Annotated in this window: 27 protein-coding genes, 1 tRNA gene and 1 other RNA gene; 7 read left to right on the top strand and 22 right to left on the bottom strand. The window is 67.6% G+C overall.

The genetic code is table 11. The features are described from left to right. The first annotated feature begins 249 nt into the window (after positions 1-249). Complete coding sequence (locus tag QM841_RS33710) at positions 250-1,674, top strand: DEAD/DEAH box helicase (protein ID WP_198601971.1); 1,425 nt, start codon at positions 250-252, stop codon at positions 1,672-1,674. Here the strand turns inward: QM841_RS33710 and bluB are convergent. The 3 genes from bluB to QM841_RS33695 are packed head-to-tail and all read right to left on the bottom strand — an operon-like array spanning position 1,671 to position 4,258. Next, on the bottom strand, positions 1,671-2,330 hold the full coding sequence (bluB, locus tag QM841_RS33705; RefSeq protein WP_283335253.1) for a 5,6-dimethylbenzimidazole synthase: 660 nt from the start codon (positions 2,328-2,330) through the stop codon (positions 1,671-1,673). The genes QM841_RS33710 and bluB overlap by 4 nt on opposite strands. Beyond that, positions 2,327-3,364: a CobW family GTP-binding protein gene (locus tag QM841_RS33700; RefSeq protein WP_280781685.1), complete on the bottom strand. Its 1,038-nt coding sequence runs from the start codon at positions 3,362-3,364 to the stop codon at positions 2,327-2,329. The genes bluB and QM841_RS33700 overlap by 4 nt, the downstream gene beginning before the upstream one ends. Before the next feature lie 45 nt (positions 3,365-3,409). Next, on the bottom strand, positions 3,410-4,258 hold the full coding sequence (locus tag QM841_RS33695; RefSeq protein ID WP_283335252.1) for an alpha/beta fold hydrolase: 849 nt from the start codon (positions 4,256-4,258) through the stop codon (positions 3,410-3,412). A 63-nt stretch (positions 4,259-4,321) separates the two neighbouring features. Between QM841_RS33695 and QM841_RS33690 the strand changes: the two genes are divergently transcribed. Continuing rightward, positions 4,322-4,846 (top strand): MarR family winged helix-turn-helix transcriptional regulator, encoded by a 525-nt coding sequence (locus tag QM841_RS33690; RefSeq protein ID WP_283335251.1) that lies wholly within the window; start codon positions 4,322-4,324, stop codon positions 4,844-4,846. On the opposite strand, the gene QM841_RS33685 is transcribed toward QM841_RS33690, so the two are convergent. Continuing rightward, a complete protein-coding gene (locus QM841_RS33685; protein ID WP_283335250.1) occupies positions 4,786-5,271 on the bottom strand; it encodes an acyltransferase in 486 nt (161 codons plus the stop codon). The two genes, QM841_RS33690 and QM841_RS33685, sit on opposite strands and share 61 nt — an antisense overlap. A 127-nt stretch (positions 5,272-5,398) precedes the next feature. Between QM841_RS33685 and QM841_RS33680 the strand changes: the two genes are divergently transcribed. Then, complete coding sequence (locus tag QM841_RS33680) at positions 5,399-5,800, top strand: PAS domain S-box protein (protein WP_241961798.1); 402 nt, start codon at positions 5,399-5,401, stop codon at positions 5,798-5,800. A 279-nt stretch (positions 5,801-6,079) separates the two neighbouring features. Here the strand turns inward: QM841_RS33680 and QM841_RS33675 are convergent, their stop codons facing one another. From QM841_RS33675 to prfB, 16 genes are all read right to left on the bottom strand, one after another. Then, complete coding sequence (locus tag QM841_RS33675) at positions 6,080-6,289, bottom strand: hypothetical protein (RefSeq protein ID WP_011598322.1); 210 nt, start codon at positions 6,287-6,289, stop codon at positions 6,080-6,082. Positions 6,290-6,376: 87 nt separating this feature from the next. After that, a tRNA-Ala gene (locus tag QM841_RS33670) sits at positions 6,377-6,449 on the bottom strand. A 162-nt stretch (positions 6,450-6,611) separates the two neighbouring features. Continuing rightward, complete coding sequence (locus QM841_RS33665) at positions 6,612-7,343, bottom strand: DsbA family protein (RefSeq protein ID WP_283335249.1); 732 nt, start codon at positions 7,341-7,343, stop codon at positions 6,612-6,614. A 41-nt stretch (positions 7,344-7,384) separates the two neighbouring features. Beyond that, entirely contained in the window at positions 7,385-7,873 is a 489-nt protein-coding gene (locus tag QM841_RS33660) for a MauE/DoxX family redox-associated membrane protein (protein ID WP_283335248.1), read from the bottom strand. A 26-nt stretch (positions 7,874-7,899) separates the two neighbouring features. Next, on the bottom strand, positions 7,900-9,126 hold the full coding sequence (locus QM841_RS33655; protein WP_283335247.1) for an MFS transporter: 1,227 nt from the start codon (positions 9,124-9,126) through the stop codon (positions 7,900-7,902). 59 nt (positions 9,127-9,185) lie between these two features. Further along, complete coding sequence (gene pgm, locus QM841_RS33650; protein WP_283335246.1) at positions 9,186-10,817, bottom strand: phosphoglucomutase (alpha-D-glucose-1,6-bisphosphate-dependent); 1,632 nt, start codon at positions 10,815-10,817, stop codon at positions 9,186-9,188. A gap of 74 nt (positions 10,818-10,891) precedes the next feature. Further along, on the bottom strand, positions 10,892-11,236 hold the full coding sequence (gene crcB, locus QM841_RS33645; RefSeq protein WP_280781676.1) for a fluoride efflux transporter CrcB: 345 nt from the start codon (positions 11,234-11,236) through the stop codon (positions 10,892-10,894). Next, on the bottom strand, positions 11,233-11,607 hold the full coding sequence (locus tag QM841_RS33640) for a fluoride efflux transporter FluC (protein ID WP_037245290.1): 375 nt from the start codon (positions 11,605-11,607) through the stop codon (positions 11,233-11,235). The genes crcB and QM841_RS33640 overlap by 4 nt, the downstream gene beginning before the upstream one ends. 86 nt (positions 11,608-11,693) lie before the next feature. Further along, positions 11,694-12,065, bottom strand: a transfer-messenger RNA (tmRNA) gene (gene ssrA / locus QM841_RS33635). Positions 12,066-12,160: 95 nt separating this feature from the next. Beyond that, positions 12,161-13,027 (bottom strand): EamA family transporter, encoded by an 867-nt coding sequence (locus QM841_RS33630; protein ID WP_489686853.1) that lies wholly within the window; start codon positions 13,025-13,027, stop codon positions 12,161-12,163. Then, positions 13,024-13,497 (bottom strand): SsrA-binding protein SmpB, encoded by a 474-nt coding sequence (gene smpB, locus QM841_RS33625; protein WP_005240226.1) that lies wholly within the window; start codon positions 13,495-13,497, stop codon positions 13,024-13,026. Before smpB ends, QM841_RS33630 begins: the two co-directional genes overlap by 4 nt. A gap of 76 nt (positions 13,498-13,573) precedes the next feature. Beyond that, the gene (gene ftsX / locus QM841_RS33620) at positions 13,574-14,479 is read right to left on the bottom strand and encodes a permease-like cell division protein FtsX (RefSeq protein WP_009479608.1); all 906 of its coding nucleotides are present in this window, start codon (positions 14,477-14,479) and stop codon (positions 13,574-13,576) included. A gap of 66 nt (positions 14,480-14,545) precedes the next feature. Beyond that, positions 14,546-15,235, bottom strand: coding sequence for a cell division ATP-binding protein FtsE (gene ftsE / locus QM841_RS33615; RefSeq protein WP_005240222.1), 690 nt, complete (start codon positions 15,233-15,235; stop codon positions 14,546-14,548). A 55-nt stretch (positions 15,236-15,290) separates the two neighbouring features. Continuing rightward, a complete protein-coding gene (locus QM841_RS33610; RefSeq protein WP_105413116.1) occupies positions 15,291-15,752 on the bottom strand; it encodes an Rv3103c transmembrane domain-containing protein in 462 nt (153 codons plus the stop codon). Then, positions 15,749-16,645 (bottom strand): mechanosensitive ion channel family protein, encoded by an 897-nt coding sequence (locus tag QM841_RS33605; RefSeq protein ID WP_005240218.1) that lies wholly within the window; start codon positions 16,643-16,645, stop codon positions 15,749-15,751. Before QM841_RS33605 ends, QM841_RS33610 begins: the two co-directional genes overlap by 4 nt. A 5-nt stretch (positions 16,646-16,650) precedes the next feature. After that, a complete protein-coding gene (prfB, locus tag QM841_RS33600; RefSeq protein ID WP_280781675.1) occupies positions 16,651-17,757 on the bottom strand; it encodes a peptide chain release factor 2 in 1,107 nt (368 codons plus the stop codon). Positions 17,758-17,922: 165 nt separating this feature from the next. Here prfB and QM841_RS33595 point away from each other — a divergent pair, with 165 nt between their 5' ends. From QM841_RS33595 to QM841_RS33585, 3 genes are all read left to right on the top strand, one after another. Further along, a complete protein-coding gene (locus tag QM841_RS33595; RefSeq protein ID WP_037245277.1) occupies positions 17,923-18,417 on the top strand; it encodes a beta-class carbonic anhydrase in 495 nt (164 codons plus the stop codon). Positions 18,418-18,466: 49 nt separating this feature from the next. Further along, a complete protein-coding gene (hisN, locus tag QM841_RS33590) occupies positions 18,467-19,255 on the top strand; it encodes a histidinol-phosphatase (protein WP_283335245.1) in 789 nt (262 codons plus the stop codon). A 166-nt stretch (positions 19,256-19,421) separates the two neighbouring features. Then, positions 19,422-20,936: a multicopper oxidase family protein gene (locus tag QM841_RS33585; RefSeq protein ID WP_283335244.1), complete on the top strand. Its 1,515-nt coding sequence runs from the start codon at positions 19,422-19,424 to the stop codon at positions 20,934-20,936. Here QM841_RS33585 and QM841_RS33580 read toward each other — a convergent pair. Further along, positions 20,933-21,568, bottom strand: coding sequence for a response regulator transcription factor (locus tag QM841_RS33580; RefSeq protein WP_283335243.1), 636 nt, complete (start codon positions 21,566-21,568; stop codon positions 20,933-20,935). The genes QM841_RS33585 and QM841_RS33580 overlap by 4 nt on opposite strands. After that, on the bottom strand, positions 21,565-22,794 hold the full coding sequence (locus QM841_RS33575) for a sensor histidine kinase (RefSeq protein WP_280781774.1): 1,230 nt from the start codon (positions 22,792-22,794) through the stop codon (positions 21,565-21,567). The genes QM841_RS33580 and QM841_RS33575 overlap by 4 nt, the downstream gene beginning before the upstream one ends. A gap of 130 nt (positions 22,795-22,924) precedes the next feature. Between QM841_RS33575 and QM841_RS33570 the strand changes: the two genes are divergently transcribed. Beyond that, positions 22,925-24,337 carry an acyl-CoA dehydrogenase family protein gene (locus QM841_RS33570; RefSeq protein ID WP_037245266.1) on the top strand — a complete coding sequence of 471 codons (1,413 nt, stop codon included), beginning with the start codon at positions 22,925-22,927 and terminating at the stop codon, positions 24,335-24,337. The last annotated feature ends 2 nt before the right edge of the window (positions 24,338-24,339 follow it).

The raw sequence follows: 24,339 nt of genomic DNA, 5'->3' as shown, positions 1-24,339 counted from the left end.
CTCGGTCGGACCGTTCGGCTGCCACCGGGTAGAGTGGCGATCACTAGGTGACCACGACGGTCATCGAGCGTCGTAGAACGCATTCAGTTCGGTCACCCGAATCCTGTTGGATGTGCACCACCGCATCCGCTCTTCTTACGGCGAAGAAGCTTGCCGACCGGCAACGCCGCCAACCTGTGCTCGAGCTCCGACGGAGACCTTCCGTATCGGCCCTCCGGGCACAACCCTGTGCCCGAAAGGCCTGACCACTTGTCTGACACACATACTCCCGACACGACGTTCGCTGCGCTCGGCGTCCGCGAACCACTGGTGAAAGCACTCGCCGACAAGGGGATCACCTCCCCGTTCCCCATCCAGGTCGACACCCTCCCCGACACGCTGTCGGGCCGCGACGTGCTCGGCAGGGGCAAGACGGGCAGCGGTAAGACGCTCGCCTTCTCCATCCCGATGGTGTCCCGCCTCGCGGGTGAACTGTCGGGCGGAAAGCGTCGCCCGGGTCGCCCGGTGGGCCTGATCCTGGCCCCCACCCGCGAGCTCGCCACGCAGATCACCGCAGCCCTCGAGCCCCTCGCCGCCGCCTACGACCTGCGGGTCACCACCATCTTCGGTGGTGTCTCCCAGAACCGTCAGGTGAGCGCGCTCAAGGCCGGCGTCGACATCGTCGTCGCGTGCCCCGGACGGCTCGAAGACCTGATGAAGCAGAAGTTCGTGAGCCTCGACGCCGTCGAGATCACCGTGCTCGACGAGGCCGACCACATGGCCGACCTCGGCTTCCTGCCCGTCGTCACCCGCATCCTCACCGCGACCCCCCAGCACGGGCAGCGGCTGCTGTTCTCCGCCACGCTGGACAACGGCGTCGACAAGCTGGTGAAGCGGTTCCTGAAGAACGAGGTCCTGCACTCGGTCGACGAGGCGAACTCGCCCGTCGCCGCCATGACGCACCACGTGTTCGACGTGGACGGCGTCGAATCCAAGCGCAAGCTGGTCGAGCGGCTGGCGTCCGGGACCGGACGCCGGATCCTGTTCATGCGCACCAAGCACCAGGCCCGCAAGCTGGCCCGTCAGCTCACCGAGGCGGGAATCCCCTCGGTCGACCTGCACGGCAACCTGTCGCAGGCGGCCCGTGACCGCAACCTCGCGTCGTTCTCCGCCGGTGAGGCACGCGTGCTGGTGGCCACCGACGTCGCAGCGCGCGGCGTCCACGTCGATGACGTGCAATTGGTCGTCCACGTCGATCCGCCCGCCGAACACAAGGCATACCTGCACCGTTCCGGTCGCACCGCACGCGCGGGCAGCGCCGGCGACGTCGTGACGGTCGTGCTGCCCGAGCAGCGCAAGGACCTCGCCGTCCTGATGCGCAAGGCCGCGATCAAGGTGACCCCCCTCCGCAGCACCGCGGATTCCGCACACGTGCTCGACCTGGTCGGCGACATCGCACCGCACGTCACCCCCGCCCCCAAGGCGGCCGCGCCCGCGTCGAACGGCGGCGGACGCAACCAGCGACCGGGCGGCGCCCAGGGTGGACGCGGCGGCCAGGGCGGTCGCGCACACGGCCAGGGCGGCGGGGCACGTCGCTCCCGCTCCGGCGGTGCCGGACGCCCGCGCGCCGCGTCGTCCACCGGCGGCGGAACCCGCACGGCGTCCGCCGCCGGCTCACGCCGCCGTCAGGGCTAGAACTTCTCGAGGTGGACGGCGTCGGCCAGTGGCCGGCGCCCCCGCCACCCGAAGCGCTCGAGGTCCGGCACCTGCTGGAACTCGGCAACCGTCCCCACGCACAGCCAGGCGATGGGGCGCACCGGCTCGGGGATGCCCAGCAGTTCGGTGAGATACGGCTCGTCGTAGAACGACACCCAGCCGACGCCGACGTTCTCGGCGGCCGCGGCGAGCCACAGATTCTGGATCGCCAGCACCGCGGAGAACAGACCGGTGTCGTCGACCGTGTGCCTGCCGAGGATGTGTTCGCCGCCTCGGCTCCGGTCGTAGGTGACGACGACTCCCATACCGCTCTCGCAGATCCCTTCGATCTTGATGGGATCGAACGTCTTCTTCCGGTCCTCGGGCAGCGAGTCCGCGAAACGCCGCCGGGCGCCGGCCACATGATCGGCGAACGTGGTCAGCGTCTCGGTGTCGCGCACGACGACGAAATCCCACGGCTGCGTGTTGCCCACGCTGGGGGCGCAGTGCGCCGCACCCAGGATGCGGTCGAGCACGTCGGCCGCGATCGGCTCCCCGGTGAACTCGGCCCGCACGTCGCGGCGACGACGGATCGCGTCGTACACGGACAGCGCGGGCTCGGGATTCGTTTCAGGACTACACGCAGACTCGGTCACGCGGTCACGGTATAGCGGTGCACGCCCAGCATCGCGCCGGGGTCCGCCTCGTCCCCCTCCGCCACGACACAGTCCGCGAGCCGGGTCCGCACGTGCTCGGCCTCGATGTCGGCGCCGATGAGCACCAGCTGGGTCGCCCGCTCCTCGCCGGGTTCCCAGCGCGTCGACGTGAATCTGATGTGCGGGCCGACCGTCTGCACCTCGAACTTCCGCGACTGTCCGGGCACCGCGAAGTGCACGAATCCCTTGATCCGGTAGATCCCGACCGGTCGTTTCTCGAGGAACTCCACGAGCCGACGCGGATCGATCGGCTCGTCCGAGGCGAAATCGACTGCCTCGTAGGACGAGTGCAGGTGATCGTGGTCATCGCAGTGGTCGTGCTGGTCCAGCAGGAGTTGGTCGAGGGTCAGCTGCTCCCCCGCCGCCGGTTCACGCCCGGGTTCACGGTCGAACAGCAGGGTGGGCTCGATCCTGCCGTGCGCGGTGGTCAGGACGGGCGCGCGGTCGTTGTAGTCGCGGACCATCGCCTGCACGGCGGCGCGTCGGCCGTCGTCGATGCGGTCCGTCTTGTTCAGGATCACGAGGTCGGCGAGCGTGACGTGCTTGCCGAGGTCCGGGTGCTGCGCCGCCTTGTCCTCGAACTGCTCACCGTCGACCATCACGACGAGGCCGCCGTACACGACGTGCGGGTTGGTGCTGCCGAGAACGAGCCGAATCATGTTGCGCGGCTCGGCAAGTCCGCTCGCCTCGACGATGATCACGTCGATCTGCGACGTGGGATGGGCGAGGCGGTCCAGCATCTCGTCCATGTCGCTGACGTCCACGGCGCAGCACATACAGCCGTTGCTCAGCGACACCATGGAATCGACCTGACCGGCCACCATCATCGAATCGATGTTCACGGCGCCGAAGTCGTTGACGATGACGCCGACCCGGACCCCGCGGTTGTTGCGCAGCACGTGGTTGAGCAGTGTCGTCTTTCCCGAACCGAGGAATCCGGCGACGATGACGACGGGAATCCGCTTCTTCGCCAACGCTGCGACCTCCGTGGGACCTCGACGATCTACCGGGCGCCCATCCTAGCGTCCCGCCCCCGCGGCGAGGATCGCCGCGTCGACGTCGGCTGCGGGCGTCATCGGCAGCGCATGATGTGTGGCGCCGGGAATCGTCGTGACCGTGGCCGACGGGAGCAACCGGCGGACGTTCGCCGCCACCCTCCCCGGATCGTGTGCCCGACTGCCTCCCGCAAGCACCACGGCAGTATGGGCGGTCAGCCTCCCCAGCGCCTCGGCCTTCGGGCGCGGCGGCACCACAAGCGCAGTGCGGCCGAAAGCGGCCGTCCCGAGCGCGCTCACGCCCAGCCACCGCGGGTCGACTCCGGCGCCCGCGGTCTCCCAGCCGATCAGACTCCGCTGCCGCTTCTCCGTCGGCCTGATCAGCACCGGCACCGCGCGGAGCAGGTACCTCGGGCTCATGCCCGCAAAGCAGGACGTCGGGTCGAGCAGCACCAGGCTGTCGACGCGACGGGAACCGTGCAGCGCGTAGGCGAGGGCGATCATGGCGCCGTACGAATGACCGACCACCGCGGACGCGTTCACCCCGAGGTGGTCGAGCACCGCGTCCAGCCACTCGAACAGGTTCAGGGGCGTGCGCAGCGGTGCGCCGTCGTTCACACTGCGCCCCACGTCGCCCATGACGTCCACCGCGAACACCCGGTGACTGCGGGCGAGCGCCGCGACGTTCGCGATCCACACGGTCGACGTCGCCCCGCCCCCGGGGAGCAGGAGAAGCGGCGCCCCCGACTCGGGTCCGCACACGTTGACCCGGGTGCTCCCGAACCGTGTCGGGACGTCGACGGGTGTGACGTCCACCGGCCACTCGTCCAGCAGTACGTCGTACGCGGCGAAGAAGTCGTCGACTGCCGTCATCAACCCTCCTCGGTTATCTCGACAATCGAGATACTAGACAAACGAAGGAAAAGTCGCAGTAGATTGCAAAGCGTGGACCCGGACGAAGGCGCACAGACCGTGCACCGGCTGCGTGCACTCGCAGTCGAACTGAACCTGCTCGGCGCCGAATTCGCGCAACTACACGGACTGCACACCACCGATCTCCGTGCCCTGATCTGCATCCTCGACGCCGACCGCACGGGACTCGCCGCCACACCCGGATGGCTCGGAAGTCAGCTCGGCATCAACTCCGCCTCGGTCACCGCCCTGCTCGATCGCACGGAGAAGGCAGGCCTGATCCGGCGCGACCGGGACGCCGACGACCGCCGCAGGTCGTTGCTCGCGGTCACACCCCGCGCCGTCGACCTCGGTCAGACGTTCTTCGGGCCGCTCATCGACCGGACGGCCTCCGTCCTCGACGACTTCGACACCGCCGAAAGGGCCACCATTTCACGGTTTCTCGACGGCGTGAACCGTGCGGTCACCGTCGAACGCCAGGCCGGCGCTCAGCGCACGGACGGCGCGGAGTCGAGGTCGCGGACACGACGCGCGGGCGACCCCGCGTAGAGCCCGTTCGGCTCGCAGTCGCGGGTGACCACCGTGCCCGCCCCGATGACACATCCGTCCCCCACCGTCACTCCGGGAAGAATGATCGCGCCCGCGCCGATCCAGCACCCGTCGCCGACCACGATCGGACGGTCGACCACCCGCCCGCCCCGGCCGTCGCTCGGACCGATCTCGTGAGTACTCGTGATGAACTGCGCGCGGTGCCCGACAGCGACCTGCCTGCCGAGCGTGATGGGCGCAGTGCCGTCGAACAGCACTCCGCGGTTGACGAACGTCCCCAGCCCCATCGTGACGTCTTTGCTGCCGAAATAGCAGCCGGAACAGATGCCGGCTCCCCACACTTTCGCGCCCGCCGCCATCAGCAGGAGAACGCGAAGCCACACGGGGACGAACGCGGAGGCCTGGACGATGGTGACGAACCGCATCCCGTCACCCTATCGCCACGGAGCAGGTTCGATACCGGAAGTTGCTTGCCGTTAACTGCGACACCGCCCGAAGATCCGAGGCGCGGCGTACTATGTGGGCGCCATCGAAGATTCCCGAGGGGGGACAGTGAGACAACTGGATAGCGACGGATTCGCTGCACTGATGGAGTCCATCCCCCACGCGATCAGCGTTCACGACCGGGATCGAAACCTCGTGTTCAGCAACCCCGCCTGCGCGGCCCTGATCGGCTACGACACCGACGAATTCGCAGACCTCGAACACGAGCAACTGTTCCACCCCGACGACGCCGAACTGTGGGGCACCATGCTCGCCCGGGTCCTGGGTACGGAAAGCACCAGCGCGACAGCACATCTGCGCATCCGCCACCGGGAAGGCCACTGGATCTGGGTGCGCGTCGCGGCGTCCACGTTCACCGCAGGCGCCGAGAGGTTGGTCGCCCTCGTGCTCCAGGACGAATCCGACACGATCTGGGGCAACCCCACGGCCGCGAGGCAACCGATCCGATAACCGCCCGCTCACCGCCCGTCGCCGGACGCCGTGCCACTACACGGCGGAGTCCGGACGGTCGCGCCGCAGCGCCGGCAGAAATGGGTGCGGTGCCCACCGTTGTTCGACGTCGCGCACCCACACACCTCCCACCCCACCAAGCACGTGTTGGCGGCCAGCGTGTGCCCGTTCGGACAGCGCCCCGGCGCGGTTTCGGTTCTGGCGGCCACACGCCCAACCTACCTCGCGGTCGAACATATGTGCGAGTTCGACCCGGACCGCCGTCGCTACGGTGGGCGGTCACATGTAGTTGCCGGGCGAACCGTCCTCCTGCCCGTCCTCCCGCTCCACCAGGAACCAGCTCCCGGGGGCGTAGATCAGCTCCCGGGCGGCACGGACGATGACGAGCGCCCCGGACTCGTGGATGCTGTAGCTGTCGTCGTCGCCGAAGTCGGTGACGGCGAACTCCGCCAATTGGTCGAATGATCGATGCGTCACAGTGAATGTCATGACGCCAGTGTCCCACCGGGACAAGGGGGATGAATGAGGAAAGCCTCCCACCCGCATTGTCTGCGGATGAGAGGCTTCTCTCGAAAGTGGAGCTAAGGGGACTCGAACCCCTGACCCCCACACTGCCAGTGTGGTGCGCTACCAGCTGCGCCATAGCCCCGTATTCGGTTGTTCTCCACACTCGGAATGACTTCCTCCGTGCTCGAAGAAAGTTACACCATTGCCGACCGGGCCAACAAATCGCCTGGTCAGAGGCGCTTCGCGCCCGTGCGCCTTTCTGGTTGTTCCAGCTACCAAAAAGGCGCACGGGCGGCGGAGCCGCCTACAGCTGCGACACCCAGTTCTCGTTGGAGAGTGCATCGATCACGGTGCCGTCCTTGACCACGGCAGGGGTGCCGGTAGCGCCGCTCGCGGCGAGGGCCTGACGGCCCGCCTCGGCGTGCGTACGGGCCTGCTCGACCTTCGCGCCGGTGGTGATGCACTGGACGGCCTCGTCGGACGCTCCGGCGTCGCCGGCGATCTGCGCGAGCTCCTCGTTGGTGTGATCGGAGCTGCCGTTCTCCTTCGGCTGGTTCGTCGGGGAGAACAGCGCCGCGTGGAACGCCGAATACGCCACGGCGTCACCGGTTTCTGCGACGCACTCGGATGCCGCGACGGCGCGGGTGGAGTAGTCACCGCTGGCCGAGAGCTGGTCGAGGAAGTTCAGGACGTGGTAGCGGACCGCCACCTTGCCGTCGTCGATGGCCTGCGCGAGTTCCTGGCCATTCTTGTTCTCGAGTTCGGCACAGTACGGGCACATGGGATCTTCGAAGAGGTCGACCGTGGTGGCCGCGTCGGGGCGGCCGAGAAGTACGACGCCGTCGTCCTGCAGCGCCACCTGGACCTCGGAGTTCTGGACCCCGCCGTAACCGTCGTTGCGCGGCTTGCTGCGGTTGCTCTGCCAGATCACACCACCGATGACCAGTACGGCGATGACCAGTACGGCGAGCCCACCGAGAATGTAGGTGGACCGGCTGGATTCCGGCTGCGGGTTGTACTTGTTCTTCGAGCTCACGTGGATGCAGTCCTTCGACGTCGGATCGATTTACCGAATGCTTACTCTGCCACCGTCTGCTGAGGGGTCACTGAGAAAGTGGTGCGGGAGCCGAGCCCCAGTGCGAACGGGGAACGGGGGAACACGATCAGCCACACGGCCAGTGCGAGGAAGCCCACATCCCGGAGTATTTCCTTGGTGTAGTCCCAGCCGTTCACGTCGGCCGCACCGCCGCCGCCGAAGCATCCGCAGTCGATGGACAGTCCGCGGGCCCACACGGAGACGATCACGCCGATGAGCCCGAGCAGGAGCACGGCGGACACCGCGGCCGTGGCGCGGACGGCGAGCCCGATCAGCAGAAGCAGTCCGAGGCCGATCTCGAAGAACGGCAGCGTGTTCGCGACCGGCCGGACGAGGTCCTCGGGAAGCAGTTGGTAGGCGCGGACCGCGATGATCGTCTGGGCGGGGTCGGCGACTTTGAGTGCGCCGGAGACCAGCCAGACGACGGCGAGAGACAGCCGGGCGAGAAGGGAGACGACCTTGATCCACACCCGAACGAGGGTACCGAAGACGCCGGTCAGGCCGCCTCGACCGACACCTTGGGCGCCGGCTTGTTCGGCACGAGCAGCCAGCCCACTGCGGCGAGGAGCATGACCCCGCCGGTCACGCCGAATGCGACCGCGTACGACAGGTGCTGGGCGAGCAGACCCGCCCCGACCGGTCCGAGGACTCCGCCGACATCGGCGACCATCTGGAAGGTGGCCAGCACGGGACCGCCGCGGGACTTCGCGCCCACGACGTCGGCGACCGCGGCTTGCTGCGCGGGACTCATGACTCCGGAACCGATGCCTGCGATGCCGGACAGCACCAGGAACACGAGCAGGTTCTCGCTGAGGCCCATCCCGACGGTGCTGGCGCCGCACACCAGCAGTCCGAGCAGGACGAACAGCTTCCGGCCGTACACGTCGGACAATCGCCCGGACACGATGAGGACGAGCGCATTGCCGACGGCGAAGACGGTGAGGGCGATGCCGGCGAGGGCGGCGTCGCGGTGCAGCGCCTCGACGACGAACAGCGGGACCATCGCCACCCGCACTCCGAAGATCACCCCGCCGAACGCGAAATTCGAGCCGAGGGCGGCGCGGTAGACGGGCTGCCCGAGGGCCTCCCGCAGCGTCATGGTGGCACCGGCGGCGGTGGCGTCAGGCGCCGTCAGGTGCGAACCGCGCAGGCTCACGAAGACGACCGCGGCCGCGATGACGAGGGCGATCGCGTAGATGACGAACGGAACCCGGAGTCCGAATCCGACGAGCAGCCCGCCGACGAGGGGTCCGGAGATCGATCCCATCAGGAAGCTCGTCGCGTACAGCCCGGACACGCGACCGCGGCTGTCCACCGGTGCGATGCGGATCACCAGGCCCATCGCCGACACCGTGAACATCGTCGAGCCGATGCCGCCGAGTGCGCGGAAGACGAGCAACTGCCAGTAGTCCCCGGCGACCGCGCAGGCGGCGGTCGAGGCGGCGACGATCAGGAGTCCGGTGATGTAGACCGGCCGCTCCCCCAGTTTCTGCACGAGCCGGCCGCTGACCGGGGCGAAGACCAGGCGCATGAACGCGAAGGACGAGATCACTACGGTGGCCGCCGTCACACTCACGTCGAAGCTGCGGGCGAACTGCGGGAGGGCGGGTGCGACGATCCCGAATCCGAGTGCGATGACGAAGCTGGCCGAGACCAGCACCCAGATTTCCGAGGGGAGCCGCGGGCTGCGCCCAGCGGGCAGCCCGGCTGCGCGAGTGTTCATAGTTGAATCCGATCGTAGGTGCCCCCGCTTCGGCGGCAGCACCTACCCCGGCCGAAGTTCTACTTCAGGACGTCCGCCACCAGTTCCTTGGCCGCCGCCTGCACCTGCGCGAGATGGTCCGGGCCTTTGAACGATTCGGCGTAGATCTTGTAGACGTCCTCGGTGCCCGACGGCCGCGCCGCGAACCACGCCGACTCGGTGGTGACCTTCAGCCCACCGAGGGCCGCCCCGTTACCCGGGGCACTCGTCAGCGTCGCGGTGATCGGCTCCCCGGCCAGTTCGGTGGCCGACACCTGTTCGGGCGACAGTTTCGCCAGCACCGCCTTCTGCTCCCGGGTGGCGGGGGCATCGATGCGCGCGTAGGCGGGGCTGCCGAACTGCTCTGCGAGTTCCCGGTACCGCACCGACGGTGTCTTGCCGGTCACCGCCGTCATCTCCGAGGCGAGCAGGGCCAGGATGATCCCGTCCTTGTCGGTGGTCCACACCCCGCCGTCGTGACGCAGGAACGACGCTCCCGCACTCTCCTCGCCACCGAAGCCGAGCGAGCCCTCGAGAAGACCGGGGACGAACCACTTGAATCCCACCGGCACTTCCAGCAGTTCGCGGCCGAGGCTTCCGACCACCCGGTCGATCATCGACGAACTGACGAGCGTCTTGCCCACCTTCACCGTCGAACCCCACCCCGTGCGGTGCGAGAACAGGTAGTCGATGGCCACCGCGAGGTAATGGTTGGGATTCATCAGTCCCCCATCGGGAGTGACGATCCCGTGCCGGTCCGCGTCGGCGTCGTTTCCGGTGGAGATGTCGAACCGGTCCTTGGCTCCGATCAGCGAGGCCATGGCGTCGGGCGACGAGCAGTCCATGCGGATCTTGCCGTCGGTGTCGAGGGTCATGAACCGCCACGTGGCGTCGACGAGCGGATTGACGACCTCGAGATCGAGCCGATGGGTGTCGGCGATCGCACCCCAGTAGTCGACGCTCGCTCCGCCCAGCGGGTCGGCGCCGATCCGCACTCCGGTGCTCCGGATGGCGTCGAGATCGAGGACGCTCGGCAGGTCGTCGATGTAGAAGCGGAGGAAGTCGTACCGCTCGGCCCGCTGGATCGCCCGGTCCGCGGACACTCTCCGCACACCCGAGAGGTCCCGGCGGAGTAACTCGTTGGCACGGTCGGCGATGATCGTCGTCGCCTCGGAGCCGGCGGGACCACCGTGCGGAGGGTTGTACTTGAAGCCGCCGTCGCGCGGCGGGTTGTGCGACGGCGTCACGACGATGCCGTCGGCCTGCGACTCCGGGCCGCTGCGGTTGTAGCGGAGAATCGCGTGACTGACCGCGGGGGTCGGGGTGTACCGGTTCCGCGAATCGATCAGCACCGTCACGTCGTTCGCGGCCAGCACCTCGAGAGCCGACGTCCACGCCGGCTCCGACAGGGCGTGGGTGTCGCGCCCGACGAACAGAGGACCGTCGATGCCCTGGGACGCCCGGTACTCGACGATGGCCTGGGTGGTGGCCAGGATGTGTGCCTCGTTGAAGGCATTGTCGAGGCTCGACCCCCGGTGGCCCGATGTCCCGAACACCACCTGCTGCAAGGGATTCTCGGGGTCGGGCACGCCGCTGTAGTACGCGGTCACCAGGTGCGCGATGTCTACGAGATCCTCCGGCAGTGCCACCTGACCCGCTCTGTCGTGCGCCACGAGACCTCCTGGAAATTCATCGGGATCGAACTCGACTACCCATCCATCCTGCACCCTCGCACCGGAGTCTGCCCTCAAGACGTCAATCGGAATCCCAGCCAGGCGGCGGCCAGCCCGGCTGCCACACTCGCGATCACGTAGACGACGGACGGGAGCGCCCGCCGGATCCGCAGCAGCCCCACCGATTCCACCGCGAACGTCGAGTACGTGGTCAGTCCGCCGCAGAAACCCGTGCCCAGCAAGGCGAACGTCTGCTCGGACATCGATGCCCCCGACAGCAGTCCGAGGATCAGGCACCCGGCCACGTTCACGAGGAAGGTGGCCACCGGAAAGCTGCGGTACGAGTCGACGTACCGGCCGGTGAGGTATCGCGTCGCCGCACCGAGCGCGCCGCCGAGGGCCACGAGCAGAACGGTCATGCCGCCGCCTTCCGTGCCAGCCGATGCCGGTGACCGGCGAGCATCCCCAGCCGCGCCGCGAGCAGGGCCGGTATCAGGGTGGCCACCACGTAGAGCGTCGCGGTGACGGCGTCCTCCCGCACCGCGTCGACGGCGAACGTCGAAAACGTGGTGAAACCGCCGAGGACGCCGACGCCCAGGAACAGTCGCCACAACCGGTCCGGTCCGACCGTCTCGGCGAGGTAGCCGAGCAGCAGTGACCCGACCACGTTGATCAGCAGGACGGTCCAGATGCCCGGCCACAGCTCGGCCAACAGGAATCTCGCGGACGCACCGAGCGCACCGCCCAGAGCGACCACGGCCACCGGTTTCGTCAGGGACACGGCACACATCGTGTCACGGCGGCGGGTGGGGGCGTTCGAACTCCGCCGGGCACAAAAAATCCGGGCCGGACACCTGGTGGTGTCCGGCCCGGATCTGGTGGAGCTGCCGGGAATTGAACCCGGGTCCTCCGCAGCAAAGCTAGGGCTTCTCCGTGTGCAGTTTGCTATGTCTCTACTTGGATCTCCCAGTCTCGCAAACAAGCCAGGATGACGATCCCAGTCGCTGTTGGTTGTCCCATTCGACTCCGCGACCGAGTCGAACGGTAAAGCCCTCTAGCTGATGCCAGTACCCGGACCGAGGGCGAACCCGGACTGACAGACACGCAGTCGCTACTTAGGCAGCGAGTGCGTAGTCGCGCTGATTGGAATCGGCGCTTATATGTTTGCAGCGACGCTTACGGTGGTCTCTTGCCTGCACCGACACGCTTCCCCTACCTCAACGTACGCAGTCGAAACCGTTCAGCCCCGTACGTGCCCCACGAGTCTCGCGGGGCCACCTAGTGTAACGCGAACCCGGTCCGGTTTCATCCCGGTTTTCGTCCCGCGTGTCGGTGGCCGTATTTCAGCTGGCCACGGCGATCATTCCGACGGCCGCGAGGGCGAGGAGCATGCCCGCCTGCTGCATTCTGCTCACCCGCTCACCGAGCATCACCATCGCCAGCAGCACGGTGGCGGCGGGGTACAGCGACCCGATCACGCTGACCAGCGACAGCAGCCCACCCTGGAACGCGTACATCATGGCCGCGTTGGCCAGGACGTCGAGGAAACTCACGTACACGGCGAGCTTGAGGGGTTCGCCGTGCGGCAGCACGAAGTGGCCGGCCGACAACGCGACGAGCCACACCACCGCGGTCGCCGCGGCACGGGACACGGCGAGTGCCCACATTCCGCCGTCGTCACCGATCTGGTGCAACGAGACGAAGGAGAGCGCGAACGCGATGCCGGATCCGACAGTCAGCAGCGCGACGGTCCGGGTGAATCGCAGCACCCTGCCCCCGGCCACCTCCCCCGCGGTCTCGTCGGGAGATTCCCGGCTGACGAGGACCACGGCGACGAGGGCCACGGCGATCCCGACGTACGCGACGGGCCCGGGCCGCTCACCGAACGCGAGCCCGATCAGCACCGGAATCCCCGCGACCAGCACGGCCGTCAGCGGCGACACCACCGACATCGGTCCCGACGCCAGCGCGAGGTAGAACCACCAGACCGCCACGCCACCGGCCACTCCCGCCAGGGCTCCCCAGACGAGGGAGGCGGAGGTGAGGGTGCCCCCGGCGAACGGGGCGATCACGAGCACGATCAGCAACGACAGCGGGTACGACACGATGACGACGCGAAGCGCCGCCACCCGGCGGGACGCCACTCCCCCGATGAAATCGCTCACGCCGTAACCGATCGCGGCCACGAGCGCGAGCAGGATCGATGTCAGCGCATGCCCTTGACTCGGCGGCCGAGTTCGCGGGTCACCTCACGCTCGGCGGTCCGCCTGGCCAGATCCTGGCGCTTGTCGTAGTCCTGCTTACCCTTCGCGAGCGCGAGCTCCACCTTGACCTTGCCGTCGGAGAAGTACATCGACAGGGGAACCAGGGTCTGATTTCCCTCCCGCGTCTTGCCGACGAGATGCTCGATCTCCCGCTTGTGCAGCAGCAACTTCCGGGTACGGCGCGGCGCGTGGTTGGTCCACGTGCCCTGCGTGTATTCGGGAATGTGCAGGGAGCGCAGCCAGACCTCGCCGTCGTCGACGGTGGCGAACGCGTCGACCAGGGACGCCTTGCCCTCGCGCAGACTCTTCACCTCGGTACCGACGAGGGCGATCCCGGCCTCGTAGACGTCGAGGATGGTGTAGTTGTGACGCGCCTTGCGATTGGTCGCAATGACCTTGCGGCCCTTTTCCTTCACGTTCCGGGCCTTTCAGTCCGCGATGTCCGAGGTGAACAGTTCGTACCCTCCAGCATAGGAGAAGAGGCAAACCGAATTATTCGCGGACGTACAAGCGCAGGGTCACGTACGCGGTGACCGCCGCCATTCCGACGCCCACGAGCACCAGCACCGGTGAGACGAACAGCACGTCGCTGTTGGAGATCCTGGCCACGATGTTGGCCTCGTACACGTCGGCGAGCACGTCGTCGATGAACATGTTCTTCGCGGTGAACAGGCCGACGATGGCGAGGACGGCACCCACCAGCGCGGCGACCACCGCCTCGAGCAGGAACGGCAACTGCGTGTACCAGCGGGTGGCACCGACCAGCCTCATGATGCCGACCTCGGTGCGCCGGGTGAACGCGGCGATCTGAACCATGTTCGCGATCAGCAGGATTGCCGCGACGGCCTGCACGATCGCGATCGCGAACGCGGCGTTGCGGACACCGTTGAGGACGCTGAAGAGCCGCTCCACCAGCTCGCGCTGGTTGAGGACGCTCTCGACTCCCGGGCGGGTGCCGAACTTCTCGTTGATCACGCCGAACCGCTCGGGGTCGCTGAGCTTGACCTTGAACGAGGCCGGGAAGCTGTCGGGGCTGACGAGTGCGGCGAGCTCGGGCTGATCCTTGAACACCCGCTCCGTCGCGTCCTTCACGGCGTCGTCCCGGTTGAGGTACTCCACCGACACCACTGACGGGGTCTCGTCCAGTTCCGTGCGCAGCGTCTTGCAGATCTCCCCCTCGCAGCCCGGGTCCGACGTGGAGATGTCGTCGGTGAGGAAGATCTGCACCTCGACGCGGTCCAGGAAGATCTGCTGAGTCTTGCCGGCCATCTGCACCACGAGCAACCCGCTGCCGAACAGGCCGAGCGAGATCGCGGTGGTGAGGATCATCGCGATGGTCATGGTGACGTTGCGACGGAGTCCGGTCAGGACCTCACTGAAAATGAAACTGGCACGCATCGGGGAATCAGAGTCCTTCGTAGGAGGCTTGGGGACAGTACTGAGGCTGGAGTGCAGGGAGGGCGGCTAACGCCCCACGCCGTACACACCCCGAGCCTCGTCGCGCACCACTCTGCCGAGGTCCAGCTCCACCACCCGACGGCGCATCGAGTCGACGATGTGGTGGTCGTGGGTGGCCATCACCACCGTCGTTCCGGTGCGGTTGATCCGTTCGAGCAGCAGCATGATGTCCTGGCTCGTCTCCGGGTCGAGGTTTCCGGTGGGCTCGTCGCACAGCAGCACCAGCGGCCGGTTCACGAACGCCCGCGCGATCGCGACGCGCTGCTGCTCACCGCCCGACAGTTCGGTGGGGAGACGGTCCGCCTTCCCGGACAGCCCGACCATCTCGAGCACCTCGGGGACGGTCCGGGAGATCATTGCGCGCGGCTTCCCGATCACCTCGAGCGCAAACGCGACGTTCTCGGACACGGTCTTCTTCTGCAGGAGCCGGAAGTCCTGGAAGACGACGCCCATGCTCTGCCGCAGCTTCGGCACGCGCCGGGCGGAAAGCTTGTTGACGTGGAAGTCCGCGATGTGAATGTCACCCGACGTCGGCGACTCCTCCTTGAGGAGCAGGCGCATGAAAGTCGACTTTCCCGAGCCCGACGGGCCGATGAGGAAGACGAACTCGCCCTTGTCCACCTCGACGCTCACCTTGTCCAGGGCGGGCCTCGTGGAGGTCTTGTACGACTTCGACACATTCTCGACGCTGATCACGAGGAGCCAGTCTAGACGTTATCGAACAGTGACCAAATGAAGCGACGCGCGGACGTCATCGTCCGCTCTGCGGCGTCGCAGACGTCGTCGGGACGGACGACGTGGTCGGCGGTGTGCCCGTCGGCGGAGGCGGGAACGGGTTGGGAATCCCGAACGGCAACGTCGGGGTGGACGTCACCTGGCTGGTCCCGGTGGGCGCCGTCTCCTGCGGGGTCGCCTCGGGTGTCGTCTCGGTGGTCGTGACCGTCTCCGACGTCGACTCGGTCGTCGTCTCGATCTCGGACGTCGGCAGCGTGGTCTCCTGGAGGGGCGCCTGCCGGGTGGGCACGACAGCCGGCGCGACGGGGCCCTGGACCACCTCTTCGGCCGGGTTCAGATACGTGTACAGCGTGTACAGCACGACCCAGAGGATGCACAGCACCAGCGTCGACGTCCGTACCCGTCCGCCGAAGATCTTGGCGGGAAGGAACGACGAGTGCAGAATCCGGTCCAGTCCGCGCCGGGGTTCGTCGGTCATCCCTCGCCCTCCGCTGCCCGGACCGTCTGGAGGTCCGGTTCGACGGTGATCCCCTGCCGTCTCATCGCGGTGGCGATGCGCACGCGCAGCGCGCGACCCACCTGGAACTGCTTACCCGGCAGGGTTCGCGCCACGACGCGAACGCTGACCTCGTCGACCGTCAGACTCTCCACTCCCATCACCGTCGGTTCGTCGAGCAATAGTTTCTTCAGTCCGCGATCCGCGAAGGCCTCGACACCGACCTGGTGCAGCACCTCGTTGACCCGGTTGATGTCCGACGTGGCCGGGACCGGCACGTCGATCACGGCGCGCGCCCAGTCCTTGGACAGGTTGATCGCCTTGACGATCTGGCCGTTGGGAACGGTGATGACCTCACCGTCCGAGTTCCGCATCCGGGTGACCCGGAGCGTGACGTCCTCGATCACGCCCTCGGCGTCTTCCGACGACCCCGTCACCGCGAGTTGCACCGTGTCACCGAAGCCGTACTGGCGTTCGGTGATGATGAAGAAGCCGGCGAGGATGTCCTGCACCACGCGCTGCGCGCCGAAACCGAGTGCCGCACCGAGCACGGTGGCCGGGGCCACCAGGCTGCCGATCGGCAGGCTCAACTGATCCAGCACCTTCATCGTCGCGATGACGTAGATGATGGTGATGATCACCCAGGTGATCACCTGCGCCACCGAGTGCCGGTGTTTGGTCGCCTCGGACCGGACGAGGGCGTCGCCCTGCATGTAGTTGCTGTCGATCCGGTCGGTGACCTTGCTGCCACCCCAATTGACGAATCGCGCCATCAGGATCGCTCCGAGGACGGTGAGCGACACAGCAAGCCCCGTCGACGAGAGCCAGTCGAGCAGGTTCTGGGTGGGAGCGAACATCGCCGCCGTCGCTTCCATAGGTATTAGGACGCCTGATTCTCGCGCATCCGCCACCGGATGCCGGATTCGAGGAAACCGTCGATGTCACCGTCGAGCACCGCCGACGGGTTGTTGACTTCGTACTCGGTGCGCAGATCCTTGACCATCTGGTACGGGTGCAGCACGTAGGACCGCATCTGATTGCCCCAGGAACTGCCGCCGTCGCCCTTGAGCGCGTCCATCTCGGCGCGCTCCTCCTTGCGCTTGACCTCGAGCAGCTTCGCCTGCAGGACGCGCATCGCCGACACCTTGTTCTGCAGCTGCGACTTCTCGTTCTGACAGGTCACGACGATGCCGGTCGGGATGTGTGTCAACCGGACCGCGGAGTCGGTGGTGTTGACGGACTGCCCACCGGGACCCGAGGAGCGGTACACGTCGACGCGGACGTCGTTCTCGTTGACGTCGATGTGGTCGGTGGTCTCGACCACGGGCAGAACCTCGACCTCGGCGAACGACGTCTGCCGGCGACCCTGGTTGTCGAACGGGCTGATCCGGACCAGCCGGTGCGTGCCCATCTCGACGGACAGCGTTCCGTAGCTGTAGGGCGCCTTGACCGCGAACGTCGCGCTCTTGATTCCGGCTTCTTCGGCGTAGGACGTGTCGTAGACCTCGACCCCGTAACCGTGCTTCTCCGCCCAGCGGACGTACATGCGCATCAACATCTCGGCCCAGTCGGCGGCGTCGACGCCACCGGCGCCGGAGCGGATGTTGACCAGCGCGTCACGCTCGTCGTATTCGCCGGAGAGCATCGTCTTGACTTCCATCGCGGCGATGTCCTCGCGCAGGCTGTGCCGCTCGGCGTCCGCGTCCGCGATGGCCTCGGCGCCCTCGTCCTCGGCGAGTTCGTAGAGCACCGGCATGTCGTCGAGCCGCGTCCGCAGTTCCTCGACGCGGCGCAGTTCGGCCTGGGAATGCGAGAGCTGGCTGGTGACCTGCTGGGCGTGCTCCTGGTCGTTCCACAGCTCCGGATCGGCGGCCTGGTGTTCGAGCTCGTCGATGCGGCGGCGCAACTCCTCCACGTCCAGCACCGATTCGACGGTACGGAGGGTGGTGTCGAGCTCGCTGAGGTCTGCGGATACGTCGGGATGCACGGTTCCCAAGGTTACCGGGTGCGCGCCCGGGCCCTCTCACCCCTGCTTCCCAGCCGAAGTCACCCCTTCGGATCACGTCGAATCGAACCCTTGCGCACCCCGGATGCTCCTTGTTGCATGCACGGGTAGGCATATCTTCTTGCCGCCATTCCGGACGGAGTCGAAATGACCGTGACCGACCAGTACCTGAAGAACAACGAGGAGTACGCCGCCGGATTCACCGGGCCACTCCCCCTCCCCCCGAGCAAGCACGTTGCGGTCCTCGCCTGCATGGACGCACGTCTGGACGTCTACCGGATCCTCGGCATCCAGGAGGGGGAATCGCACGTCATCCGCAATGCCGGCGGTGTGGTGACGGACGACGAGATCCGGTCGCTCGCGATCAGCCAGCGACTGCTCGGCACCACCGAGATCATCCTCATCCACCACACGGACTGCGGGATGCTCACGTTCACGGACGACGACTTCAAGAAGTCCATCCAGGACGAGGTCGGTATCAAGCCGGCCTGGTCGGCCGAGGCGTTCTCCGACCTCGACGAGGACGTCCGGCAGTCGCTGCGCCGCATCCAGTCCAGCCCGTTCATCACGGCGACCACGTCCCTCCGCGGGTTCGTCTTCGACGTCGCCACCGGAAAGCTCGCGGAAGTGAAGATCGACTGAGTTCGCGCGGGCGCGGTACGAGTAAGCGGTACGAGTAATCTGGGCGACCGTGACCGACCTCCACGCCGACCTGCAACTCGCCCTCCGAATCGCCGACGAGGCGGACGCGATCACCAGGGCCCGATTCGGGGCGCTCGACCTGTCGGTCGACGACAAACCCGACCTCACGCCGGTCACCGACGCCGACCTGGCCGTGGAACGGGCAGTGCGCGCGACGCTGGACGCCGAGCGACCCGCCGATGCGGTGCTGGGTGAGGAGTTCGGCGGCGACGCGCAGTTCGCGGGACGCCAGTGGGTGGTCGACCCGATCGACGGGACCAAGAACTTCGTCCGCGGCGTCCCGATCTGGGCCACGCTGATCGCGTTGCTCGAGGACGGCGTTCCCACCGTCGGCGTGGTCAGCGCCCCGGCACTCGCGCGCCGGTGGTGGGCCGCGTCGGGCGCGGGCGCCTGGTCGACGTTCGACGGGTCCGAGCCCGCCCGTCTCGCCGTCTCCGCCGTCGACCGACTGGGATCGGCCAGCCTGACGTTCTCGAGCCTGTCGGGATGGAAGGAACTGGGTATCCGCGAACAGTTCCTCTCCCTCACCGACGACGTGTGGCGGGTCCGCGGGTTCGGTGACTTCTTCTCCTACTGCCTGCTCGCCGAGGGCGCCGTCGACATTGCCGCGGAACCCGAGGTGTCGCTGTGGGACCTCGCACCCCTCGACGTTCTGGTGCGCGAGGCCGGCGGCCGCTTCACCAACCTGGCCGGCGCCGACGGCCCGCACGGAGGCAGCGCACTGGCCACCAACACGCTGCTCCACGACGAGGCGCTGTCCCGCCTGCGCTCGAACTGACGCCGGCGATAGCACAGCAAGCAGTTCCTGACAAGACTCCGACGGAGGAGTCCGGCTCCGCCATCCTCGGCCCCGAGGAGGACGGCGCGCCGGTGTCCGTCACGAAGAATTTCTCCTGAGCCAAATTCCCGCCGCGATCCTTGCGGCGACAGGACCCAGGAGAATCGTGACTGCCCTCGCCCGACGTACCTTTCTGATGGGACTGGCGTCCGCGCCGTTCGTCCTGTCTGCTGCCTGCGCCTCCGGAGGATCGGACTCCGCTGCCCCCGTCGACGGGAGATTCGCCCGGCGACTCCCGATTCCGCCGTTGGCCGCGTCCACGGTGGACGATGCGGGCGTCCGGCACTTCACGCTCACCGCACGAGCGGGCACGTCCGAGATCCTGCCCGGTCGCGGGACCCCCACCTGGGGTTACGGCGAATCGATGCTCGGCCCGACCCTCCGCGCCCGACGGGGTGAAGCGGTCGCCTTCGCGATCGACAACGAACTACCCGAGTCGACGTCGGTGCACTGGCACGGCATGCACGTCCCGGCCAGGTGTGACGGCGGACCGCACCAGTCGATCGAACCCGGCGCACGGTGGGAGCCGTCGTGGACGGTGAACCAGCCGGCCGCCACTCTCTGGTACCACCCCCACCCGCACGGCTCCACCGAGAAGCACGTCTACCGCGGCCTCGCCGGACTCTTCCTCATCGACGACGACGCGACCGACGCCCTCGATCTACCGAAAACGTATGGTCTGGACGATATTCCGCTGATCATTCAGGACAGGCGGTTCACCGCGGACGGTGCGCTGGACGAATCGGACCCGACGGACGTCGGCCTGCTCGGCGACACGATCGTCACCAACGGAATCGCCGGTGCGCACCTTCCCGTCGCTACCGGGCTGATTCGATTGCGTGTCCTCAACGGCTCGTCGGGCCGCCTCTACAACCTCGGCTTCTCCGACGACCGCGAGTTCCGCCTGGTCGCGACGGACGGGGGTCTCCTCGGCGAACCGGTGCCCCTTCGCCGGATCCAGGTCAGTCCGGGCGAACGGATCGAACTCGTCGTCGCAGCGGGTGACGGGCGCACCGTGATGCTGCGTTCGCATCCGATAGACGGCCGGGGCGGCGTCGACCGCGGCGACGCCGCCGGGTACGGCCTCGAGGACACGTTCGACATCCTCGAACTGCGGCCGGACCGCCGCCCGCTCCCCTCCCGGCCGATTCCGCCCAGGCTGGTGGCCGTCCCGCGACTCGACCCGGCCACCGCTGCCGCGGAACGGAGTTTCGAACTGCGGTGGTTCATGATCAACGGAGCACGAATGGACATGAACCGCATCGACTTCTCCCCCGCCGTCGGCACCACGGAGGTGTGGACGGTGCGCAACGTCGACAACTGGCCACACAACTTCCATGTTCACGACGTGCAATTCCAGATCGTCGACATCGACGGCTCCCCGCCACCACCGGCGCTGGCCGGCTGGAAGGACACCGTCTACACGCCTCCCGGAACCGAGATCCGGCTGGCGATGCGTTTCATCGACTACACCGACGCGACGTATCCGTACATGTTCCACTGTCACCTTCTGCTCCACGAGGACCGCGGAATGATGGGACAGTTCCTCGTCCTGGAGCCCGGTCAGCGGCCGGATCCGATGACGATGGCGATGCCGTCGAACGACCACCACGGTGGCTAGTACCGGGTGTGGGCGAACACGGCCAGCCGAACCCGGTTGTCGCAGCCCGTCTTCTCCATCAGGTTCGCCACGTGCGTCTTCACCGTCGTGACACCGATGTAGAGGCGGGCCGCGATCTCCTGATTGCCCAGCCCTTCTCCGACCAGGGTCAGCACTTCCCGTTCCCGCCCGGTCAGTGCGATCGACGTCGAGGACTGCCCGTCCGGAGGTGCGATGTCCAGCGCCCGGTCGACGAGGCGGCGGAGCAGCGCGGGTGTGAAGATCGTGTCGCCCGCTGCCGTCCGGCGAATCGCGTTCAGGAGTTCGCCGGGATCGGTGTCCTTGACGAGGAATCCGGCTGCCCCCGCGGCCAGTGCCGGATAGAAGTGGTCGTCGTCGTCGAACGTGGTGAGGACCAGAACCTTCACTGCGGGATGTGAGCTCGCGATCTGCCGGGTCGCCGCGATCCCGTCGAGTCCCGGCATGCGCAGGTCCATCAGGATCACATCGGGTGAGCGCTCCGCCACGAGTCGCACCGCCTCCAGCCCGTTCGACGCCTCACCGACCACGTCGATGTCGTCCGTCGCGTCACACAACATCCGCAGTCCCGCGCGGACGAGCCGCTGGTCGTCGACTATCAGTACCCGTATCACTGGCCCACAACCTCATTCGTGCCGGTGTCGTCGCCGACACGACCGGGTAGCCAGGCGTCGACCACCCACCCGTTCACGGTATCCGTCACTCCGAGGGTGCCGCCCGCGAGTTCCACCCGTTCACCCATACCGATGATGCCGTGACCCTCCGAGCGATCCGCGGGGGTGGTGCGGTGCCCGGTGCTGGTCACCCGCAGGGCAGTTCCGCCGGCGTTCGGTTCGAGTGTCACGGACACGGCGCCACCGGGAGCGGAGTGCCTCATCGCATTCGTCAGCGATTCCTGCACCACCCGCAGGAGAGTCAGCCGGCCGATCGCGTCGAGCCGGGCTATGCCCGGGTCGATCCGCGCCGACACCGGGAAGCCCGCAGCCCTCGTGCGGTCGACCGCAGCGGCGATCTCGATCGACAACGCTTCGGGTTCCACGAGCGCCACGTCGCCCATCGCGGGATCGCGCAAAGCGACGAGCAGCCGCCGGATGTCGGCGAGGGCATCGGATGCGGTGCGGTGCACGTCCTCGAGCACCGAACTCGTGCGGCCGTCCACGTCCGTCAGCACGTGCTGCGCCACCCCGATTCGGAGCACGATCGACGCCATGTGGTGTGCAACGAGATCGTGCAGTTCCCGTGCCAGGGCATTGCGCTCGGCGACCACGGCGCGGGACCGGTCCTCCAGCCGGCGTGATTCGGCTTCGGCGGCGCGCAGGCGGTACGTCGCGGCGAGATCGCGCTGCGCGCGCAGATAGAGACCGAGCAGCAACGGCAGTCCGACGTACGCCACGAGGGACACGACGCTGGCCACCTGCCAGAACGTGCGGTAGGAGTCCGCCCAGAGACCCGCCACCACCGCCGCCGTCCAGCACAGCGTGGCGGCGAGGATCGCCGGCGTTCGCCGGGCGCGCATCGCGACGTCGACCAATGCGACGGCGCCGAGGTAGGGAACCAGTTCGGAGAGCCCCCAGGCGTGCGCCGCGAACATCGGAACCGCGAGCACGGACATGACGATCGAGACCGGCAGCGGCCACCGCCCCCCGGCGGCGAACACGACGGCGGCCGTCATCGCGAGCAGCCAGTAACTCGGGGGTACGCGGTACTCGCCGGGGAACGTGCTCGCCAGCAGCAGCAACGGCACGAGCAGCAGGGGCGCGAGACGTATGAGGGGACGGAGCCGACGAATCGCGGGGATCTCGATCACCGCTTCACCGTAGGTGAAGGGTTTCGCCGCCACCTCCTCCCCGAGCAGGATCCGGACGCTTCCGCGGACGGTCGCAGGCACCCGAACTTACTCGATAGTAGACACCCACCTTACTGCTAAGTAAGATAGATCGTGTCCACGCCCGAACACCGAGAAACAGCTGGTGATCATGAGCAAGCAAGACACTGTTGCCCCCAACGACAGCGCGAAGCGGAAGCCCCGCGACACGTCCGCCGTCGGCCTGAATCCGGTCAAGCGCGACGCCATGGGTGCCGCGATGCGAGTGCTGACCAAGATCACCGGTTCCGATCTGGCCGAGAAGTACAACCTGCGCCAGACGATCGACCGGGTGACCTACGAAGGCACGAAGACCGGCTTCAAGACGCTCGGCGCCGCGACCCGCGGGTTCCAGAAGGTGTCCGGAGGCGGTGCGCCGAAGCGCCTCCCCGACAACCCGACCGCCAAGGCCGGCTATTTCGACCTCACCCCGAGCGACGAGCAGCAGATGATCGTCGAGACCGTGCGTGAGTTCGCGGCCGAGATCCTGCGACCCGCGGGCCACGACGCCGACGCCGCCGCCGCGGCCCCGGCGGATCTCGTCAAGCGCGCCGCCGAACTCGGCATCACCCTCATCAACGTTCCCGAGGAACTCGACGGGGCCGCCAGCGAGCGCGGGGCAGTCACCAACTCCCTCGTCGCCGAGGCTCTCGCCCACGGCGACATGGGACTCGCCCTGCCGATCCTCGCGCCGAGCGGCGTTGCCGTCGCCCTCACCCAGTGGGGCACCGACTCCCAGCAGAAGACCTACCTGCCCTCGTTCACCGGCGAGCAGGTTCCGAACGCCGCCGTGGTCGTCAACGAGCCACGCGCACTGTTCGATCCGTTCGCGTTGCAGACCAAGGCGGTTCGCTCCCCCAGCGGCTACAAGCTCAACGGCGTCAAGAGCCTCGTTCCCGCCGCCGCTTCGTCGGAGCTGTTCATCGTGGCAGCCGAACTCGACGGCAAGCCCTCCTTCTTCATCGTCGAGGCCGACACGAAGGGACTCGTCGTCGAGGCGGACCCGAGCATGGGGCTGCGCGCCGCGGGCCTCGGCCGGCTCAACCTCACCGACGTCGCCGTGCCCGAGTCGGGTCTGCTCGGCGACGCCGACGCCGACGTGCGAAAGGCCGAGTACGCCGACGCCATCCGGCTCGCCCGCCTGGGCTGGGCGTCGCTCGCCGTCGGAACCGGACAGGCCGTTCTCGACTACGTGATCCCCTACGTCAACGAGCGGGTCGCGTTCGGCGAACCGATCAGCAACCGTCAGGCGGTCGCGTTCATGGTCGCGAACATCGGCATCGAACTCGACGGCCTGCGTCTGGTGACGTTGCGCGGCGCCTCGCGCGCCGAGCAGGGGCTCTCCTTCGCCCGCGAATCGGCCCTCGCCCGAAAGCTGGCCTCCGAGAAGGGCATGCAGATCGGCCTCGACGGCGTCCAGCTGCTCGGTGGCCACGGTTACACCAAGGAACATCCCGTGGAGCGCTGGTACCGCGATCTGCGCGCCATCGGCGTCGCCGAGGGCATCGTCCTGATCTGAGC

This window comes from Rhodococcus sp. IEGM 1307, from assembly GCF_030056915.1.
GTDB lineage: Bacteria > Actinomycetota > Actinomycetes > Mycobacteriales > Mycobacteriaceae > Rhodococcus_F > Rhodococcus_F opacus_D.
Note: the sequence above shows the minus strand (reverse complement) of the source record. Positions and strands in the feature narration are given on the sequence as shown.

What these genes read in the sequence shown, in the direction of transcription:
- crcB (WP_280781676.1), bottom strand. Translation starts at nt 11,236, where the DNA reads ATGACCGTTCTGCTCGTGGCCCTCGGCGGCGCGCTCGGTGCGGCGACG.
- ftsX (WP_009479608.1), bottom strand. Translation starts at nt 14,479, where the DNA reads ATGCGTGCCAGTTTCATTTTCAGTGAGGTCCTGACCGGACTCCGTCGC.
- QM841_RS33685 (WP_283335250.1), bottom strand. Translation starts at nt 5,271, where the DNA reads ATGCGGTTCGTCACCATCGTCCAGGCCTCCGCGTTCGTCCCCGTGTGG.
- QM841_RS33605 (WP_005240218.1), bottom strand. Translation starts at nt 16,645, where the DNA reads ATGGAAGCGACGGCGGCGATGTTCGCTCCCACCCAGAACCTGCTCGAC.
- QM841_RS33640 (WP_037245290.1), bottom strand. Translation starts at nt 11,607, where the DNA reads ATGTGTGCCGTGTCCCTGACGAAACCGGTGGCCGTGGTCGCTCTGGGC.
- QM841_RS33675 (WP_011598322.1), bottom strand. Translation starts at nt 6,289, where the DNA reads ATGACATTCACTGTGACGCATCGATCATTCGACCAATTGGCGGAGTTC.
- QM841_RS33595 (WP_037245277.1), top strand. Translation starts at nt 17,923, where the DNA reads ATGACCGTGACCGACCAGTACCTGAAGAACAACGAGGAGTACGCCGCC.
- QM841_RS33655 (WP_283335247.1), bottom strand. Translation starts at nt 9,126, where the DNA reads ATGAACACTCGCGCAGCCGGGCTGCCCGCTGGGCGCAGCCCGCGGCTC.
- QM841_RS33695 (WP_283335252.1), bottom strand. Translation starts at nt 4,258, where the DNA reads ATGACGGCAGTCGACGACTTCTTCGCCGCGTACGACGTACTGCTGGAC.
- QM841_RS33610 (WP_105413116.1), bottom strand. Translation starts at nt 15,752, where the DNA reads ATGACCGACGAACCCCGGCGCGGACTGGACCGGATTCTGCACTCGTCG.